The following is a 16,162-nucleotide window of genomic DNA, read 5'->3' on the forward strand; positions in this document are numbered from 1 at the left end:
TAGGTGGTTTTGTATCAGCTTCCAGAAAAGCCCCGCAGATAGGTCGCCTGCTGGCGCAGGGCCTGAGCGGTGGAGTGGCTGATGGTGCCCTGGTTCTCTTCGGAGGTGATGGTCTCGGTGAACGTCGCCAGGGTCTGGTTGTAGGTGTTGGAGCCGACCTGGGTGTTCTGGAGCTGGGTGACGATGTGGGTGAGGGTGGTCCGGGCCGTGGTGTCCGTGACCTGGGTGGTGACGATGGTGCTGATCTGGGTCTCGGACTGCTGCGGCGAGGTGGGGGCGGTGGAGGGGGCGCCGTTGTTGGGGGCCGTGTTCGGGCCGCTGGGGGCGCCGCCGGGGGCGGTGGGGCTGGAGCCCGGGCCGCCGGGGGTGCTCGAACCGCTCGGGGCGCCGGGGCCGGTCGGGCTGCCGGGGCCGGTCGAACCGGTCGCGCCGCCGGAGGGTGCCGAGGACACGCCGCCATTCGGACCGGACGTCACGGATGCCGCGCTGTTGGGGCCGCTGGCACTGGAGCCGCCGGCGGTGTCGGTCGCGCTGCCGCCGGTGGTGCTACCAGATCCGCTGGGCGAGACGACGGGGACACCGCCGGACGCGCCGGTGCTCGCACCGGTGCCGCCGCTGGGGAGCGCCGGGGAGCCGGTGATGCTGGACGAGGCGTTGGTGAGCGGGGTCGCGGTGGAGGAGGAGTGCGAGCCGTGGATGGCGTAGCCGATGCCGATGCCGACGACCGCGCCGAGCAAGACCCCGCCGGAGGCGAGGACCCACGGCTTCGGCCTCGGGGATGCGGCTGCCACGAGGCCGCCGGAGGCTCCGCCTGCCGAACCACCGGCCGCACCGCCAGCCGAACCACCGCTGGCTGCGCCGGACTCGCTGGCCAAGATCGCGCCGGAAGCGGCTGCGGTAGTTGCGCCGCCTGCCGCGGTTGCCGCCGAGCCCCCTGCCGCGGTCGCTCCGCCGGCCGCCGATCCACCGGACGCCGAGCTGGACCCGGCAGCACCAGCCGCCAAGCCGCCGGCTGTCGCCGCACCAGCGAGTGCCGCGCCCGACGCCCCGGTCGTCGCGCCGCCCGCAGCGGCCGACGCCCCGGTCGTCGCGCCGCCCACAGCCGCCGCGCTGGACCCGGCAGCACTGCTCGCACCGGCAAGACCAGCAGCACCTGCCGCCGTCTCAGAACCGGCCAGCTCCGCACCGATCACCAGCCCGGCGGCGCCGGCCGCAGCCATCCCGACCATCGTGGCCGCACCTGCCGAACCCTGGGCCGGCAACTGCTGCGTCTCAGCGCTCGACGCCGCCACCTCGGCGAGGGCCGCCGTGACCGCTGCGGCACTGGCCGCCTCGATCGCAGCAGCCTGGTTCGCCTCGGCAGCCGCGGCGGCCTCAGCGCGTGCCGCCTCAAGCTCGGCTTCGTGCGCGACCGCCGCCTCGGCGAGCGCCGCCACCACCGCCGCGGCCGTCGCCGCCTCGATCGCAGCAGACTGATTCTCCTCGGCAGCCGCGGCGGCCTCAGCGCGTGCCGCCTCAAGCTCCGCCTCGTGCGCGACCGCCGCCTCGGCGAGAGCCACCGCCACCGCACCCTCGATCGCGGCGGCCTGCCCGACCTCGACGGCCTCCAGCTCCTCGTGATGCCGCGCCTCGACCTCGGCCACCGCGGCCGCGACGGCCGCGGCCAGCACGACTTCCTCGGCCTCGACGTGGCTCTCGGAGCGCACGGATTCCGACGCGTGCCGCTCCTCGACCGCGGCCAACGCGGCACGATGCCGTTCCTCGGCCTCGGCGATCGCAGCGGCGACGGCGGCACCGGTCGCAGCGGCAAGCGCCTCCTCGCCGAGCGCCGCGTGCTCAGCCCGCGTGGATTCGAGCTCGGCGACGTGCCGCTCCTCGACGGCGGCCAACGCGGCGGCCGCGGCAACGGTCGCGGCTTCGAGCTCCGCGGCGTGCGCGGCACGAGCCGCCTCGGACTCGGCGCCGTGGCGCTCCTCGGCCTCCGCGACGGCGGCGGCCACAGCCACCCCGGTCGCAACCTCAAGTTCAGCAGCGTGGGCAGCGCGCGCGGCCTCCAGCTCCGAGCCGTGGCGCTCCTCGGCCTCGGCGACCGCTGCCGCCACCGCGACACCAGTCGCAGCCGCCAACGCCTCCTCGCCAACCGACGCATGCTCAGCCCGCGTCGACTCCAACGCCGCCGCATGCTCAGCCCGCGCAGCTTCCAGCTCTGCGGCGTGACGCTCCTCAGCTTCCGCAACCGCTGCGGCCACCGCCACACCAGTCGCAGCCGCCAACGCCTCCTCGCCAACCGACGCATGCTCAGCCCGCGCCGACTCCAACGCCGCCGCATGCTCAGCCCGCGCAGCTTCCAGCTCTGCGGCGTGACGCTCCTCGGCCTCGGCAACCGCTGCGGCCACCGCCACACCAGTCGCAGCCGCCAACGCCTCCTCGCCAACCGACGCATGCTCAGCGCGCGTCGACTCCAACGCCGCCGCATGCTCGGCGCGCGCCGCTGCCAACTCCGCCGCGTGCCGCTCCTCGACCGCGGCCAGCGCCGCAGCGGCGGCGGCTGTCGCCGCCTCAAGCTCCGCGGCGTGCCCGGTGCGGGCGGCCTCCAGGTTCAGGCCGTGCCGCGCCTCGGTCGCGTTCAGCTTGTTGCGATGCCGTTCCTCGGCCTCCGCGATCGCCGCCGCCACTGCGGCACCAGTCGCCGCCGCCAGCGCCTCTTCGCCGACCGATGCGTGCTCGGCCCGGGTCGACTCCAGCGCCGCCGTGTGCCGTGCCTCGGCGGCCTCCAGCTCCGAGTGGTGCGCGGCCTCCGCCTCGGCGAGTGCCAGCGCGACCGCCGCTTCCGATGCCGCCGCCACCGCCTCGTCGTTCGAGGCCGCCTGCGCCGCCTCCACTTCTGCGAGCGCCTGCGCCACGGCCGCCGCGATGGCCGCTTCTGTCAGCTCCGCGGTCGCGGCCTGCTGGTCGGCCAGGGCTGTGGCGACCGCCGCCTCGCGTTCGGCCGCGTGCCGTTCCTCGGCCTCGGCCAGGGCCGTCGCGATCGCCGCCGCCGACGCCGCCGCGACCGCCTCGTCGCTGACCTGCGCGTGTGCCGCCTCGGCCTCCGCCAGCGCCGCGGCCACCGCGGCCGACGTCGCCATCGCGAGCACGTCCTCCGACGCCTCAGCCATTGCCGCCTCGGCGTCTGCCACAGCCGCGGCGACCGCCGCCGCCTTGGCGGCTTCCGCCTCGGCGACCGAGATCATGTCGCCCTTGCGCGCGCCGCCGGCCGTCGGGCTCACCGCGGGCGTCCACGCACCCGAGTCCGCGTCCTCGACGCTCGCGCCCAACGACTCCGACCGCGCCGCCGCCAACGCCAGCGCCGCTTCGGCCGCCGCCGCACGCTCCGCCACGATCCGCGGCGTCGCCAGCTCCGCGACCGGCTGTGCCTTCAGCGCCTCGACGACGTCCGCCATCGACGGCCGCGTGCCCGCCTGCTCCGACAAGCTCAGCGCGAACGTCTCCGCGAGCCGGGAACCGCCGCCGAAGTACTCGGTCAGACGTCCGACGGCTATCTCACGCCGGTACGCCAACAGAATCGCCGCATCGTGCGCCGCCCCGGAGACCGCGATGCCCGCCGCACCTTCAGCACCGGCCGCTCCGGCAACCAGTCCCACGCCCGCCGCCGTGCCGGCGGCGCCCGCCGCGCCGGCCGCCCCGGCAGCTCCAGCGGCCCCAGCCGCCGAGCCAGCGCCCGCGACCTCGCCCCGCGCACGCACCAAATCCTCGTGCACGAGCTCCCAGCCGAACACGCCCACATAAAGCAGCCACGCCAGCCCGTACACGTCATCGGCAGCCGTGGCCGCCGCCCCGCCGAGCCGCACCTCCGTCAGGAACCCGCTCGGAACCTCGGCGGCCACCGCGGCCGCGTCGCCCTCGAAAGCGAGCCCCAACGCGAGGTCCAAGAAGATGTCGCTCTTACCGCCCACCCACACCGAGTCGGTGTGCAGCCAGCCGTGCACGAGCCCGACGGAGTGCACGCGCTCGAAGACCTCGGCGACGTTCAGCGCGACCGAGCCGATCTCCGCGGACGTCAGCGCGCGCTTCATCAGCCGCGACGTCAGGGACGAGCCCTTGTCCTGGTCGTAGACGGCGAACTCGATGTAGCTGTCGCTCTTGTGGATCAGCTTGTGGGAGTGCTGGTCATGGTCGGTGACCACGCGGTCCTCGTGCGCGATCCGCTTCTGCCCGGCCTCGCGCACCACCGCGATCGCCGGGTGCTCGACGTGCGTCAGCGCCGCGACCGCGTTCTCCAGCCCGCCCGAAGCCGTGATCTGGATCCACACCCGGCGCCGGCGCACCGAGTCGGAGGCAAGCCACAACTCGCCGATCCCGCGGTGCCACAGCCGCCGGGACAAGGTGTAGCGACCAGCCAGGACGATGCCCGCGGAGACTCCCGATATACCTGCCACGGCGGCTAATTGTGCACAGTGTTCGAGCCCTTGCACAGCGCGCGGACAGCGCCCAGAAGCGTATTTTCGTCTAGACGCCCCGGGCGTTCACCGAACCGTCTCTCACCTGCGTTCCGTCGCTATCACCACGGCCACTCCGACCACCACGATCAGGCCTCCGACAACCACGGCCAAGGTGATGGTCTCGCTCAGGAACAGCGCGCCGAGTGCGACAGCCACAACAGGGTTGACATATGCGTATGTTGCGACAGTGGATATCGGCGCGTTCTTCAACAGCCATACATAGGACGAGAACGCCACAAGGGATCCCGCGCCGACGAGATAGACGGTCGCCCAGACGGAGGTTCCGGTGACGGCGCCGGGATGGAAGTGCTCGCCGTGCAGCGCCGCCGCGATCGCGCAGCCGATGCCGCCGAACACCATCTGGTACGCCGAGGCCACGAACGGGTCCTTCGGCGGCGTGAGCCACACCTTGGACGCCACCGAGCCGAACGCCCAGCTGATCGAGGCGATGAGCACGAGCACGACGCCCAGGACGTAGTTGTGCGCGCCGCCGCCTCCGGGCCGCATCAGGACCACGAGCCCGGCGAACCCGATGAGCACGCCGACGAGCATGCGTCCGGTGGGCCGGTCCTTGGCCACCGCCCGCCACACCACGATCCACAGCGGCACGGACGCCACCAGCAGCGCGGACGTGCCGGACGGAATGTACTGCTCGGACAGGACGACGAAGCCGTTGCCGCCGAGCAGCAGCAGCGTGCCGATCAGCGCGGCGGAGGCCAGCTGCCGCCCCGTGACACGCAGCGCCGACGGGCCGCGGCGGATCGCGAGGAAGGCGAGGAGGATCAGGCCCGCGAGGGTGAAGCGGAGCGCTGCGGACGACAGCGGCGGGATGGACTCGATGGCGTAACGGATCGCGAGGTAGGTGGAGCCCCAGACGAAGTAGACGGCGGCGAGGGCGATCCACGCCGTCGTCGTCATGTGCTGGGTGGGGGCGACCGGACGCTTCGGCTTGTCCGGCTTCTGGCTTGCCTGTGCCGCTCCGTCCGAGTGAACGGCGCCCGAAGCGATCGTCATACCCCTGATCCCTTCACGGTCCTGACCATATGCCGCCAGCCTGCGGGATTCGCGGGGTCAACGACAAGGGCCACTCGCATACGAGTGGCCCTAGCGGCGTTCGGACGCGACGTTCTGTGCGCCCCGGCAGATCAGCGCCCGGTGGCTCAGCCCAGCGCGCGCAGCAGGTCGGCCAGCAGGTCGTCGACGGACTCGATGCCAACCGAGAGCCGGATCAGGTCGTTCGGCACCTCCAGCGGGGAGCCGGCGGCGCTGGCGTGGGTCATGCGGCCGGGGTGCTCGATCAGGGATTCGACGCCGCCGAGCGACTCGCCGAGCGTGAACAGCTCGGTGCGGCCGCAGACGTCGACCGCCTCCTTCTCGCCGCCAGCCACCCGGAAGGAGATCATGCCGCCGAAGCCGGACATCTGCTTGGCCGCGACCTCGTGGCCGGGGTCGTCGGGCAGGCCCGGGTAGTGGACGGCCGTCACCTTCGGGTGCGCGACCAGGGCCTCGGCGATGCGCTGGGCGTTCGAGCAGTGCCGGTCCATGCGCACCGCCAGGGTCTTGACGCCGCGCAGGACCAGCCAGGCGTCGAAGGGGCCGGCGACGGCGCCCATCGCGTTCTGGTGGTAGGTCAGCTCCGCGCCCAACTCCTCGTCGGCCACCACCAGGGCGCCGCCGACCACGTCGGAGTGGCCGCCCATGTACTTGGTGGTGGAGTGCACGACCACGTCGGCGCCCAGCGCCAGCGGCTGCTGCAGGTAGGGCGTGGCGAACGTGTTGTCGACGACCAGCAGCGAGCCGGTCTCGTGCGCGACGCCGGCCAGCGCGGCGATGTCCGCGATCCCCAGCAGCGGGTTCGAGGGGGTCTCGACCCAGATCGCCTTGGTCTTGCCGGGCACCACCGCGGAGCGCACGGCGGCCGGGTCGGACATGTTCGCGGCGGTCCAGCCCAGACCCCAGCGCGACAGGACCTTGGCGAACAGGCGGAACGTGCCGCCGTAGGCGTCGGCCGGGATCACGACGTGGTCGCCGGGCACGCACACCGTCCGCAGCAGGCAGTCCTCCGCGGCCAGACCGGAGGCGAAGGCCAGGCCGAGGCGGCCGCCCTCGATCGCGGCGAGGCAGTCCTCCAGCGCCTTGCGCGTCGGGTTGGCACTGCGGGAGTACTCGTAGCCACCCCGGAGGCCTCCGACACCGTCCTGCTTGTAGGTGGAGACCTGGTAGATCGGGGGGACGACGGCGCCGGTCAGCGGGTCCGGGTCCTGGCCGGCGTGGATGGCCAGGGTCTCGAAGGCGGCGTGGGCGTGGGCGTCAGATGCGGACATGGTCTTTAGGTTACGCGTTCGGGGCCGGCCGACCCGGTGTGGCAGGCGTGGTGCGCGGTGGCGCGGACGCGGTGCGAACGGGATGCGGCGCGTGGACGACGTGGGGGGTGTGCGTCGCGTGGGTCAGCTTCGCGGCCGGGGCGATCTGGGCCAGGGCGGAGGCGGGGCCTTCGGCTATCCGGGCGTCGGCCATCCGACGTACCCGCCGCCGTTCCAGGAGCCGAGCCCGCTGCCGCACGGCGTACAGCAACACGGCGGCGCCGATGACGATCACGAGGCCGAACATGACGATCAGGTCCTGCCACGAGCCGGCTTCCGCGACCCCGTGGTGCGGTCCTGGCGTGCCTATCTCCACCGGCGCGCTGGGGACGTAGGGCGTGTTGTCCCCGGCGAGGCCGAGCACTCCGCGCGCAGGGCCGAGCCCGTTCAGCGCTCCCGCGATCAGCGAACCCATCGGCAACCTCCCGAGCCCCAGCCATATCACCTGAAGAGGACAATACCGATCTTTATGGACACTGCATCCTGACGCAACCTTGCGGACAGCCGCGCGTCAATGCAGGTGACAGAACATTAATTCGGAAGGGAACGATGATGCGCTCACGCATCGCCACGGCCGCGGTCGCCGCGTCTCTGGTCGCGGGTCTCGCGGCATGCAGCACCACGTCGAAGGCTCCGGCGGGCGGTGCCCCGGCCGCGCCGAGCGCATCGTCGAGCACGACGGCACCCGGCGGGGACGCCACGTCGTCGGCTCCGGCCGTGCCGGCGGCGGCAAGCTCGTCAGCCACCACGGCTGCGGCGGCTTTCACCCCGGCCCAGCTGGAGACGATGCGCGCCAGAGTCGCCGCCGTCTACGGCCAGGCCTACACCGCTACCGGCTTCCACCACGCGCAGCCGCCCGTGAACCCGAAGGAACTCGCCGCCGACTTCGCCGACAAGGCGACGATGGACGCCGTCTTCGGCACCGGGGCCGCCGGCTCGGACCGCCCGATGGACTGCGGGACGGCGAAGTACAACGGCATCGTCCTCGGCGCCGTCCAGTCCTCCGGCGACGCCGCGACCATCCCGGTCGCCCTCTACGACAACGCCAAGGCCGGCGCGGCCGAGATCACCGTGACCGTGGATCCGACCTCCGGCGTCATCAAGAGCGTGGCGTGCGGCGGCGCACCCAAGCCGGCCGACTTCCCCGGCGTCGCGCCGGTCGCGGCGTACTACGGGGCGATGGTCTCCGGGGACGCCACGGTGCTCAACGACAAGTCGGACCCGTACTTCACGCCCGCGTTCGCCGCGTGGAAGCCCGCCGACGCGAACTACGAAGTGGCCTCGTGCTCCCAGTACGTGCCGGACCTGTGGGCGGTCGCCCTGACTGGAACGTCCGCCTCGACCAGCACCTGGGACTTCGACAAGGGACAGGTCACGACCCTCTCCTTCCCGAGCGCGCCGACCGCCCCGACCGGCTTCGACTCGTCGCTGGCCGTCGACCTCGGCGCGGCCAAGATCTCCCGCGTGAGCTGCTACTCGAACCCGCCGAAGGCCGACCCCACGCACGCCGCGGACTACGTGAACCGGCTGATGGAGACCTACCGCCTGGCCGCGGACCAGAAGTCCCTCGGCGTGGACGCGCAGGCCGAGATCCGCCCGTTCTTCGTCTCGGACGCAGCCTTCACCACGGCCTGGAACAGCACCGGCACCGTTCCGCTGTTGTGCAGCAGCACCGTCCCCGGTTTGGTCGAGACGGTGGACAACCCGACGGGAACCGCCTCCGGCTCCAGGACCACCTTCAGCATGGCGACCTGGCGGCAGTGGCACCCCGACACCTCGGGCCAGGAGCTGAGCAAGTTCACGCTCGTCATGGACGCGAGCACGTTGAAGATCGTCTCGGTCACCTGCACCAAGTAACCGTCAAAACACAGAACCCGGCCGCCTCGCTCACGATGAGCGAGGCGGCTCTGTCTTCGGCGCGGCAGCGCGCGCCTCATGCAGCTCCCGATGAGCCTGCGCCAATGGCTGACCGGCGAGCCGCGCCCTGATCCCGGCGTCGAAGTTGGGACACTGTGTGACGTCCTTGTGCCGACAGCGCAGCCCGTGACTGATGGCGTCGCGTGCCGCCTGCGCGCGGGCGATCTGCTCGTCGAGTGCCGCGAGCTTGCGCCGGGCGATCCGCTGCCATTCGCCGGCCTCACCGGATGCCATCAGCGCTTTCTGCTCGGCGAGGCTGAAGCCGGCGTCGCTGTAGAGCAGGATCATGCCGACCGCGTGGGTGGCCGATTCGGGATAGCGCCGCTGCCCGGAGACCCTGGCCGGCGCCGGCAGCAGGCCGAACTCCTCGTAGTAGCGCAGGGCCGAGGCGGTAACTCCCGTACGACGTGCCAGTTCGCCGATGGTGAGTCGGTCACCAGACCTGTTGACTTCAAGTGGACTTGAAGTCTTTGACTTCCGGCCATGAGAAATCGCCATGAGGGAAGCGTCCCACGACCCCGGCCGCGGCTGGATACCGCCGCCGCGGAGTACCTGGTCGGACGTGTCGGAATCGCTGCCGTCCGCGCGCTGGACCGCGACGTCGTCGGCCAGGGTCATCATCCGCACGGCGCGGCCGGCAGCGTGTCCGGCTGGGTCTTCGCGCACCGTCCGTCCAACCGGCAGCGGAACCGGTGGGTCGTCTCGCTGCTGCACTTGGGGCCGACCAGCCGAGTCCTGGAGATCGGTTACGGCCCCGGCGTCGCGGTCAAGGAACTCGTCCGCAGCGGCGCCGGCCACGTCTACGGCGTCGACCACTCCGCAGTGATGCTCCGCCAAGCGTCCAGGCGCAACGCCGCCGCGATCCGCGCCGGCCGCGTCACCCTGGTCCGAGCGCCTGTCGATCAGCTCCCGGCATCCTTCAACGGCCCCTTCGACGCCATCTTCGCCGTCAACTCCCTCGGGTTCTGGCCCGCACCTGTCGACCAGCTCACGGAGCTGCGCCGACGCCTCGCATCCCAAGGCCGCATCGCCATCGCCTCACAACCCCGCTGTCCCGGCGCGACAGCGGACACGGCCCGCGCCGCAGCCCAAGAGATCGAGAACCTGTTGCGCAGCGCAGGCTTCACGCAGATCGCCACCGAGACCCTGCCGCTCAGCCCGCCGGTGATCTGCGTCCTGGCCGCAGAGTAGAGCGGAAGAGAAGAGTTCGGACCAGACAAGCCCGGCTCAGAACAACGTCGGTGGCCCCACCGGCATCGGCTCCGCCAAAGCCTCCACCTCCGGCACCCGCCGCCGCACATCCTCATGGAACCGCCGAGCAAGCACCGGGGCGTCGGCATTGTCCGGCGTATGAATGAACACTGTCGGAGAGCGCCCCTCCCGCAGCCAATCGGCGGCGATATCAGCCCACGGCTGCCACCCGGCGACAGTGAGCTCGGCATCATCACGCCCGATATAGCGCACAACCGGAAAGCGCGTCAGAGCACGGGTACGGCGCGGAAGACGCGGCTTCTTCGTCCACGCCTCACGTTCCGCATCGGTGGTCGGCGGGGTTTCGTAAAGCACTGTCGTGTCGAACGGAACCCACTCCGCATCTGCCTCGCTCAGTAGCTTCTCCAGCTCCTGCACACTCTGCTGGTTCTCGAAGAATGCAGGGTGACGTACCTCCACCGCATAGCGGTAGCCCTTCGGAACGCGGCTGAGGAAAGCGGCCAGCGTCGGGAGCTCCGCAGGACCGAAAGACGCCGGTAACTGGATCCACAAAGCGGCATGGCGGCCTAAGGGCTCGATCGCTGTAAAGAAGTTATGGAGAGCGCCCTCAGGAGCGAACACATCGGGAGCCAACCGTCGTTCGTGCGTCACCGGCTTCGGAAGCTTGAGCAGAAAGCGGAAGTCCTCCGGGGCTTGCGCGGCCCACATCTCGACCGTGGCGCGGGACGGCGTCGCATAGAAGGTGGTGTTGCCCTCCACGGCGTTGCACCACGTCGCATAGGCGGCGAGACGCTCGCGCGGCGGCAGGGGATGCGGCAACAGCCGCCCCTGCCACGGCCCCAACGTCCACATCGCACAGCCGACGTGCAATTTCATGCCGTCGAGCGTAGCGAACCGTCGTCGGCGTCGAACTGTACGCATCCACCCTGGCGTTCCCCAGAGCGTCCACCCGCCGTCCGCGTGGTTTGGGCAAACCGGCCGCGCACCAGTGCTTATATGAGGGGCATGGCGCTCTTGTCCCTGCTGCGTGCCCAGGCCGCGCGCATCGATCGTTTCCAGCAACGCCACCGCGTGCTGGCGTTCCCGGTGGCGGTGTACCGGGAGCTGCAAGCGGCGAAGGCCGGCTATCTGGGCGCCATGCTCACGTTCTACGCGTTCGTCTCGCTGTTCCCGCTGCTGCTGATCCTCACCACCGTGCTCGGCACCGTCCTGCGCTCGAACCCCAAACTCCAGCAGGATGTGCTGAACTCCGCCCTCGTCGACTTCCCGGTGATCGGCGACCAGCTGAAGAACAACATCCACAACTTCGGCCGGAACGGCGTCGCGCTGGCGATCTCCATCGTCGTCACCGCGATCGGCTCGCTGGGGCTGGCCAACGCCGCGCAGTACGCGATGAACCTGCTCTGGGGCGTCCCGGAGGACCGGCAGCCGAAGTTCCCCCAGGACTGGCTGCGCAGCCTCGGCATCATCGGCACGATGGGGCTCGGGGTCCTGTCCACGACCGTGTTGACGGCACTCGGCGAGTGGGCCGGCGGCCACGTCTTCACCGGCAGCCTGCGGGCCGGCCTGCTGGCCGCCTCGTTCGTGCTCACCGCGCTGCTGTTCTGGCTGGGCATGCGCGCCGCCACCGCGAAGGAAGTAGACGCGCGTGACCTCCGTCTCGCCGCGATCCTCACCACGTTGTTCTGGCAGGGCCTGCAGTACCTCGGCGGCTTCATCGCCGCGCACCAGCTGCGCCACGCCTCGGCCCTCTACGGGGTGTTCGGACTGGTCCTGGGGCTGCTCGCCTGGATCTATCTCCAGGCCCGGCTGACCCTGCTGGCAGTGACAACAGACGTGGTCAGGGCCCACCGCACCTGGCCGCGGTCGATGTTCGACTGATCGGATCGTCCGTCAGTTGGCGCATGGCGATATACGCTCCGTGACCCTCGACAAATCCCGATCAACACCAGATGATCGCTACACGAGTCCGGATCTTCCATGCGTTGATACCGGGTTCTCTCTAAGAGGCGATCAAGCGAGCCGGTCCCGTGGTACTGCACGGATCGCGTAGGATCGCCTGAATCCCACCTAAGTTGTAAGGAACCGATGCGATGCGCCTGCTCGATTCCGCCCGCATCGGCCTGGCCGCGTTGTGGCCGCACAGCCTGCGAGAGCAAATCGACCACTTGCGTCCCGGCAAGATCATGCCGAACAGCATCCCGCGCAAGACGCTGGCGGTGTCCATCGCTCTGAGTGCCGCTCTGGTCACCAGCGGTCCCGCGCACGCCGCGATCGCCTTCAGCCCGCTGCCGAAGCTGCCCACGCTCAGCGCCTCCTCGCTGACCGAGCGCTACGACCTGAACCGCGCGGCGATGGCCAAGGCCGCCGACGAGGCCCAGTTCGGCGGGGAGCCGGCGCTGGCGCACGCGCTGCGCAACCTCGCGGTTCCGAACCGTGACTTCCTGTCCTTCGACCCCTCCGGCGACGGCCGGGGCATCGAGGTCGTCGGCGACCTGGTGCACGCCCAGCGGATCGCGGTGGTCGTGCCCGGCGCCGGCAACACGCTGTCCAACTTCGACAGCGCCAAGGGCCCGGGGGTCGGCGCCGAGGCGCTGTACCACCAGGCGCAGGAGCTGGGTGCGGGCAAGTCGCTGGCGGTCATCGGCTGGCTCGGCTACGACCCGCCGGCCGTGGACAGCATGCACATCGCCATGCTCGGCCACGCCGACGCCGGCGCGAAGGCGCTGAAGGCGTTCCTGGCCCAGATCAGGACGGTCAACAAGGCGCCGGTGACGCTGCTGTGCCACAGCTACGGCTCGGTGGTGTGCGGCCAGGCCGCGCCGCACGTGAAGGTCACGGACATCGCGGTGTTCGGCTCCCCCGGCATGGGCGTCGGCTCGGTGGCCGACCTGAACACCACGGCGCGGGTCTGGGCCGGCCGCGGGACCAGCGACGGCATCGCGGACGTCCCGCACGTCCAGGTGGACCTGCTGGGCGTCTCCGTGGGCTTCGGCGACGACCCGGTCGACCCGGCGTTCGGCGCGCGGCTGTTCGACGCCGGCAAGGGCGGCCACAGCGACTACCTGCGCACCGGGGACACCGCGCTGCGGAACCTGGCGCTGATCGCCATGGGCCGCGACGACGAGGTGTCCACGCCGCAGAGCGGGAGCTGACGCGGAGCCGGGTGGCGGATTTATGACATCGCACCCGCATCCCGGCGACGCCGCACTCGGCCCCACTCCCGACGGTTACCGCTACTTCCGCCGCTCGATCCCGCTCGCGCACTCCTTCGACCCGAAGGACGCGGCGCTGGACCGCGCCTTCGAGCGCGCCCGGGCGATGCTCCGGGCCTGGGGACCTCAGCTCGGAGCCGGGATGCGGGTCGAGGTCGAGGTCGAAGCCCAGGGCCTGTCCGCCCCGCTTCCGGCCCCCGCGGTCGGCCTCGAAGCGCGGCTGATCTCGCGAGTCGCCGGAGTGATCCCGCTGCGCGCTCCCCTCCGCGTCATCAGTGCGGAGTTCGACAGCGCGGACCACGCCGGGTACGCCTACGAGACGTTGCCAGGACACCCGGAACGCGGACGGGAAGCCTTCTACGTGACGCGCACAGAGGGGCTTGTGGAGTTCACTGTCATGGCGTTCTCACAGCCCGCCGCTTGGTACTCGCGACTAGGCGGTCCCGTGACGCGCATAATCCAGAACCGCTATACGAACAAGTACCTGTTGGCCATGGCGGTCCGTCCTCGATAACCCGCTACACCGTCGGCACCAATTCGAAGAAACGCTGTAGCGCTTTCGCATCTCCGTTGGCTACCAGAGGCTCTCCAGGAATGCGGTGCCACAGGAACAGCAAGAGCTCTGACGCAGTCCCGGCAAGTTCCACATCCGCCGCCTCGTCGTCGGCGAGCGGACGCGGACCGTCCGGGTCGAGCGCGATGGACCACGCGCCGGAGCCGTCGGTCTGGCGGAAGCGATAGCTCTCGCCCTTCATCGGCGGAACCTTCTTCGCGGTGCGGCGGCGGAAGGGCAGCACGACGTCCAGGAACTGGGCCACGCCGTCAGCCGCGAGTTCTTTGTCCACAGCCTGGGGAGAACCGATCGCGCCCTCCAGATCCCAGCGGTGCACCGCCGCCTCGATGGCCTGCATCCGCAGCCAGAAGGCGACGCCGGGCTCGCCTCCCCAGGTCCAGACGACCGTCTTCGGGTCGGTCGTGCGGAAGGTCGCGGCCAGCTCCGTCGCCCCCTCGGCGAACCAGTCGGCCAGGTCCTCGCCGGTCGCGTCGGCAGGCGCCCTGAACATCGTCTTCCGGTCCGGCGGGGGCGACTCCAACCGCTCCACGATGATGTGGTTCACGATGCGGTGTACGTGGCCGAGATGCCCCACCAGATCCGCGGTGGTCCAGTCCGGACACGACGGGACCGGCAGCGGGGTGTCGGGCATCGCCGCCATCAGGGCGGCACGATGGAAAGCTGTTGTTTCCCTCTCGAAGTGCGCAATCAGGTCCACTACTTCACTCTCCCACCGACTGTGCGCCCTGCCTAGGAACACGCTTTAGTGCCACACGCGGTTTTTCCGCAGTGCTCTCCGCTTCAGCGAACCGTTCAGCAGCAACAGCAGGAGTCCGAGGACCGCCGCGCCTCCGGCGGCGGCGAAGATCTTGTCCCGGCGGGACGGCAACAGCCCGGCCTTGGCCGTGGCAGCCGCCTTCGTGGAGTTCTTCAGAGCTTCTGTAGTCATGTGCCCTGGAGAGGACTGCGCAGGGGCGGCGGATGAGGAGCTACCGCTCGTCGCCGGAGCCGCTGTCGTAGGCGTCGGAGCGGGTACGGGGAGGGAAGCGGCCAAGGGAGCCGCGCCGGAGAGCAGCGGGTTGTCCTTCGCGACCGGCGCACCAATGCTTAGCGCCGCCAACGGATTGACGATGCCGTATCCGTACGTGTTGTTGCGCTGTAGTCCTGTAGCGCCACCGGCCTTTGTGGCGGTCGCCAGGAGAGCACGGATGGTCTGTCCGGCAGTCCAGTCCGGATGCATCGCACGGACCAGAGCGACGGAGGCGGTCACGTACGCAGAGGCCTCGCTGGTGCCCTTCGCGGTCTTCGGCACTCCGTTGGCGTCCTCTACAGGGATCCCCACTCCAGGGGCCGCCAGAGCGACCTGCGATCCGTAGGACGAACCCGACCACCGCGTACCGGTGTCGTCGATCGCGCCGACCGCCACCACCCCGGGATAGGCCGCCGGGATGATGACGTGTTGTGCCCCGTAGTTCCCGGCGGCGGCGACCACCACGACGTCCGCGGCCTCAGCCTGCTTCACGGCGGCCGCCATCTCCGGCGTGTCCGCGGTGCCGAGCGACATGTTGATCACCTTGACGCGCTGGGCGACCGCGTACTTGATGGCGTCGGCGATGTGTACCGGGTCCGAACCGGTCTCCTGCTGCATGCGCACCGGCAGGATCTTCGCTTCGGGCGCCAGGCCGTGCAGTCCGTCGCCGGCGCCGGTCCCGGAGATCAGGACGGCCATCGTGGTGCCGTGGCTGTCGGTGTCGGTGTCGACGTGCGCGATGCCGCTGCTGTCCGGACCGAGCGAGAAGTCCGCGCCGGGGAGGAGGTTGTCGCGGGTGTCCCCGAGAGGGGAGACTCCGGAGTCCACCAGGCCGACCGTGACGCCGGCGCCCTTGGAGTGCTGCCACACCTGGTCGGCCTTCAGGTAGGTGAGCGGCCATTGGGATGCGGCTTTGGGCACGGCGTCGTCGGCTCGCACTGTAGTCGGCATGCCCGCCAAAGCGACCATGCCACAGACACCCATGAGCAACCCCAAGCGGTGCGACATGCGCAATAGGATCGCGTGTCATACCAGATAACGCAAACCTCTGTGAAGATCTTAATAGACCCTTTTCCGACACTAGGCGGAAATCACTTACCGTTTATGATTCAGTCCATGGCCCGTTACGAGTACCGCTGTCGCGCGTGTGGCGACACTTTTGAGTTGTCCCGACCTATGTCCGAGGCGTCCGCGCCTGCCGTGTGCCCCGCGGGCCACGACGACACCGTCAAGCTGATCTCCGCGGTCGCCGTGAACGTCGGCGGCGGGAACAAGTCCGCCGCAGCATCCGGCAACGCTGGCGGATGCTGCGGCGGAGGCTGCTGTTCTTAGGAGCTCTCGCGAGCTCCTAAGAACGGAGCAGCAGCGGG

Annotated in this window: 14 protein-coding genes; 6 read left to right on the forward strand and 8 right to left on the reverse strand. The window is 70.5% G+C overall.

Going from position 1 to position 16,162, the window contains the following annotated elements:
- Window positions 1-14 precede the first annotated feature (14 nt).
- The 4 genes from ABH935_RS25380 to ABH935_RS25395 form a co-directional block, all read right to left on the reverse strand.
- Entirely contained in the window at window positions 15-4,439 is a 4,425-nt protein-coding gene (locus tag ABH935_RS25380; RefSeq protein WP_370380424.1) for a hypothetical protein, read from the reverse strand.
- A gap of 102 nt (window positions 4,440-4,541) precedes the next feature.
- A complete protein-coding gene (locus ABH935_RS25385; protein WP_370380425.1) occupies window positions 4,542-5,516 on the reverse strand; it encodes an EamA family transporter in 975 nt (324 codons plus the stop codon).
- A 146-nt stretch (window positions 5,517-5,662) separates the two neighbouring features.
- A complete protein-coding gene (locus ABH935_RS25390) occupies window positions 5,663-6,826 on the reverse strand; it encodes a cystathionine gamma-synthase (protein ID WP_370380426.1) in 1,164 nt (387 codons plus the stop codon).
- 10 nt (window positions 6,827-6,836) lie between these two features.
- The gene (locus tag ABH935_RS25395; RefSeq protein WP_370380427.1) at window positions 6,837-7,280 is read right to left on the reverse strand and encodes a hypothetical protein; all 444 of its coding nucleotides are present in this window, start codon (window positions 7,278-7,280) and stop codon (window positions 6,837-6,839) included.
- A gap of 137 nt (window positions 7,281-7,417) precedes the next feature.
- Between ABH935_RS25395 and ABH935_RS25400 the strand changes: the two genes are divergently transcribed.
- Window positions 7,418-8,722: a hypothetical protein gene (locus tag ABH935_RS25400; protein ID WP_370380428.1), complete on the forward strand. Its 1,305-nt coding sequence runs from the start codon at window positions 7,418-7,420 to the stop codon at window positions 8,720-8,722.
- A gap of 30 nt (window positions 8,723-8,752) precedes the next feature.
- Here ABH935_RS25400 and ABH935_RS25405 read toward each other — a convergent pair whose 3' ends face one another.
- Window positions 8,753-9,280, reverse strand: a complete 528-nt coding sequence (locus tag ABH935_RS25405) for a MerR family DNA-binding transcriptional regulator (protein WP_370380429.1) — start codon at window positions 9,278-9,280, stop codon at window positions 8,753-8,755.
- On the opposite strand from ABH935_RS25405, the gene ABH935_RS25410 reads away from it, so the two are divergent.
- Complete coding sequence (locus tag ABH935_RS25410; protein ID WP_370380430.1) at window positions 9,266-9,973, forward strand: class I SAM-dependent methyltransferase; 708 nt, start codon at window positions 9,266-9,268, stop codon at window positions 9,971-9,973. The two genes, ABH935_RS25405 and ABH935_RS25410, sit on opposite strands and share 15 nt — an antisense overlap.
- A 36-nt stretch (window positions 9,974-10,009) precedes the next feature.
- Here the strand turns inward: ABH935_RS25410 and ABH935_RS25415 are convergent, their stop codons facing one another.
- The gene (locus ABH935_RS25415) at window positions 10,010-10,870 is read right to left on the reverse strand and encodes a DUF72 domain-containing protein (RefSeq protein ID WP_370380431.1); all 861 of its coding nucleotides are present in this window, start codon (window positions 10,868-10,870) and stop codon (window positions 10,010-10,012) included.
- Window positions 10,871-10,999: 129 nt separating this feature from the next.
- Here ABH935_RS25415 and ABH935_RS25420 point away from each other — a divergent pair, with 129 nt between their 5' ends.
- The 3 genes from ABH935_RS25420 to ABH935_RS25430 all read left to right on the forward strand — a co-directional run bounded on the left by ABH935_RS25420 (window position 11,000) and on the right by ABH935_RS25430 (window position 13,723).
- Complete coding sequence (locus tag ABH935_RS25420; RefSeq protein ID WP_370380432.1) at window positions 11,000-11,875, forward strand: YihY/virulence factor BrkB family protein; 876 nt, start codon at window positions 11,000-11,002, stop codon at window positions 11,873-11,875.
- A 212-nt stretch (window positions 11,876-12,087) separates the two neighbouring features.
- Window positions 12,088-13,149, forward strand: coding sequence for an alpha/beta hydrolase (locus ABH935_RS25425; protein WP_370380433.1), 1,062 nt, complete (start codon window positions 12,088-12,090; stop codon window positions 13,147-13,149).
- 22 nt (window positions 13,150-13,171) lie between these two features.
- The gene (locus tag ABH935_RS25430) at window positions 13,172-13,723 is read left to right on the forward strand and encodes a DUF1990 family protein (RefSeq protein WP_370380434.1); all 552 of its coding nucleotides are present in this window, start codon (window positions 13,172-13,174) and stop codon (window positions 13,721-13,723) included.
- A gap of 4 nt (window positions 13,724-13,727) precedes the next feature.
- Here ABH935_RS25430 and ABH935_RS25435 read toward each other — a convergent pair whose 3' ends face one another.
- Window positions 13,728-14,423: a maleylpyruvate isomerase family mycothiol-dependent enzyme gene (locus ABH935_RS25435; RefSeq protein ID WP_370380528.1), complete on the reverse strand. Its 696-nt coding sequence runs from the start codon at window positions 14,421-14,423 to the stop codon at window positions 13,728-13,730.
- 102 nt (window positions 14,424-14,525) lie between these two features.
- Window positions 14,526-15,800 carry a S8 family serine peptidase gene (locus tag ABH935_RS25440; protein ID WP_370380435.1) on the reverse strand — a complete coding sequence of 425 codons (1,275 nt, stop codon included), beginning with the start codon at window positions 15,798-15,800 and terminating at the stop codon, window positions 14,526-14,528.
- 108 nt (window positions 15,801-15,908) lie between these two features.
- On the opposite strand from ABH935_RS25440, the gene ABH935_RS25445 reads away from it, so the two are divergent.
- Window positions 15,909-16,124 carry a zinc ribbon domain-containing protein gene (locus ABH935_RS25445; protein WP_194916207.1) on the forward strand — a complete coding sequence of 72 codons (216 nt, stop codon included), beginning with the start codon at window positions 15,909-15,911 and terminating at the stop codon, window positions 16,122-16,124.
- Window positions 16,125-16,162: the final 38 nt, after the last annotated feature.

Source organism: Catenulispora sp. GAS73 (assembly GCF_041262085.1).
Classification (GTDB): Bacteria; Actinomycetota; Actinomycetes; order Streptomycetales; family Catenulisporaceae; genus Catenulispora.

Coding starts and splice junctions, on each gene's coding strand:
- ABH935_RS25435 (WP_370380528.1), bottom strand. CDS start 14,423: ATGGCGGCGATGCCCGACACCCCGCTGCCGGTCCCGTCGTGTCCGGAC.
- ABH935_RS25405 (WP_370380429.1), bottom strand. CDS start 9,280: ATGGCGATTTCTCATGGCCGGAAGTCAAAGACTTCAAGTCCACTTGAA.
- ABH935_RS25395 (WP_370380427.1), bottom strand. CDS start 7,280: ATGGGTTCGCTGATCGCGGGAGCGCTGAACGGGCTCGGCCCTGCGCGC.
- ABH935_RS25420 (WP_370380432.1), top strand. CDS start 11,000: ATGGCGCTCTTGTCCCTGCTGCGTGCCCAGGCCGCGCGCATCGATCGT.
- ABH935_RS25390 (WP_370380426.1), bottom strand. CDS start 6,826: ATGTCCGCATCTGACGCCCACGCCCACGCCGCCTTCGAGACCCTGGCC.
- ABH935_RS25400 (WP_370380428.1), top strand. CDS start 7,418: ATGCGCTCACGCATCGCCACGGCCGCGGTCGCCGCGTCTCTGGTCGCG.
- ABH935_RS25445 (WP_194916207.1), top strand. CDS start 15,909: ATGGCCCGTTACGAGTACCGCTGTCGCGCGTGTGGCGACACTTTTGAG.
- ABH935_RS25425 (WP_370380433.1), top strand. CDS start 12,088: ATGCGCCTGCTCGATTCCGCCCGCATCGGCCTGGCCGCGTTGTGGCCG.
- ABH935_RS25385 (WP_370380425.1), bottom strand. CDS start 5,516: ATGACGATCGCTTCGGGCGCCGTTCACTCGGACGGAGCGGCACAGGCA.
- ABH935_RS25430 (WP_370380434.1), top strand. CDS start 13,172: ATGACATCGCACCCGCATCCCGGCGACGCCGCACTCGGCCCCACTCCC.
- ABH935_RS25440 (WP_370380435.1), bottom strand. CDS start 15,800: ATGTCGCACCGCTTGGGGTTGCTCATGGGTGTCTGTGGCATGGTCGCT.
- ABH935_RS25410 (WP_370380430.1), top strand. CDS start 9,266: ATGAGAAATCGCCATGAGGGAAGCGTCCCACGACCCCGGCCGCGGCTG.
- ABH935_RS25415 (WP_370380431.1), bottom strand. CDS start 10,870: ATGAAATTGCACGTCGGCTGTGCGATGTGGACGTTGGGGCCGTGGCAG.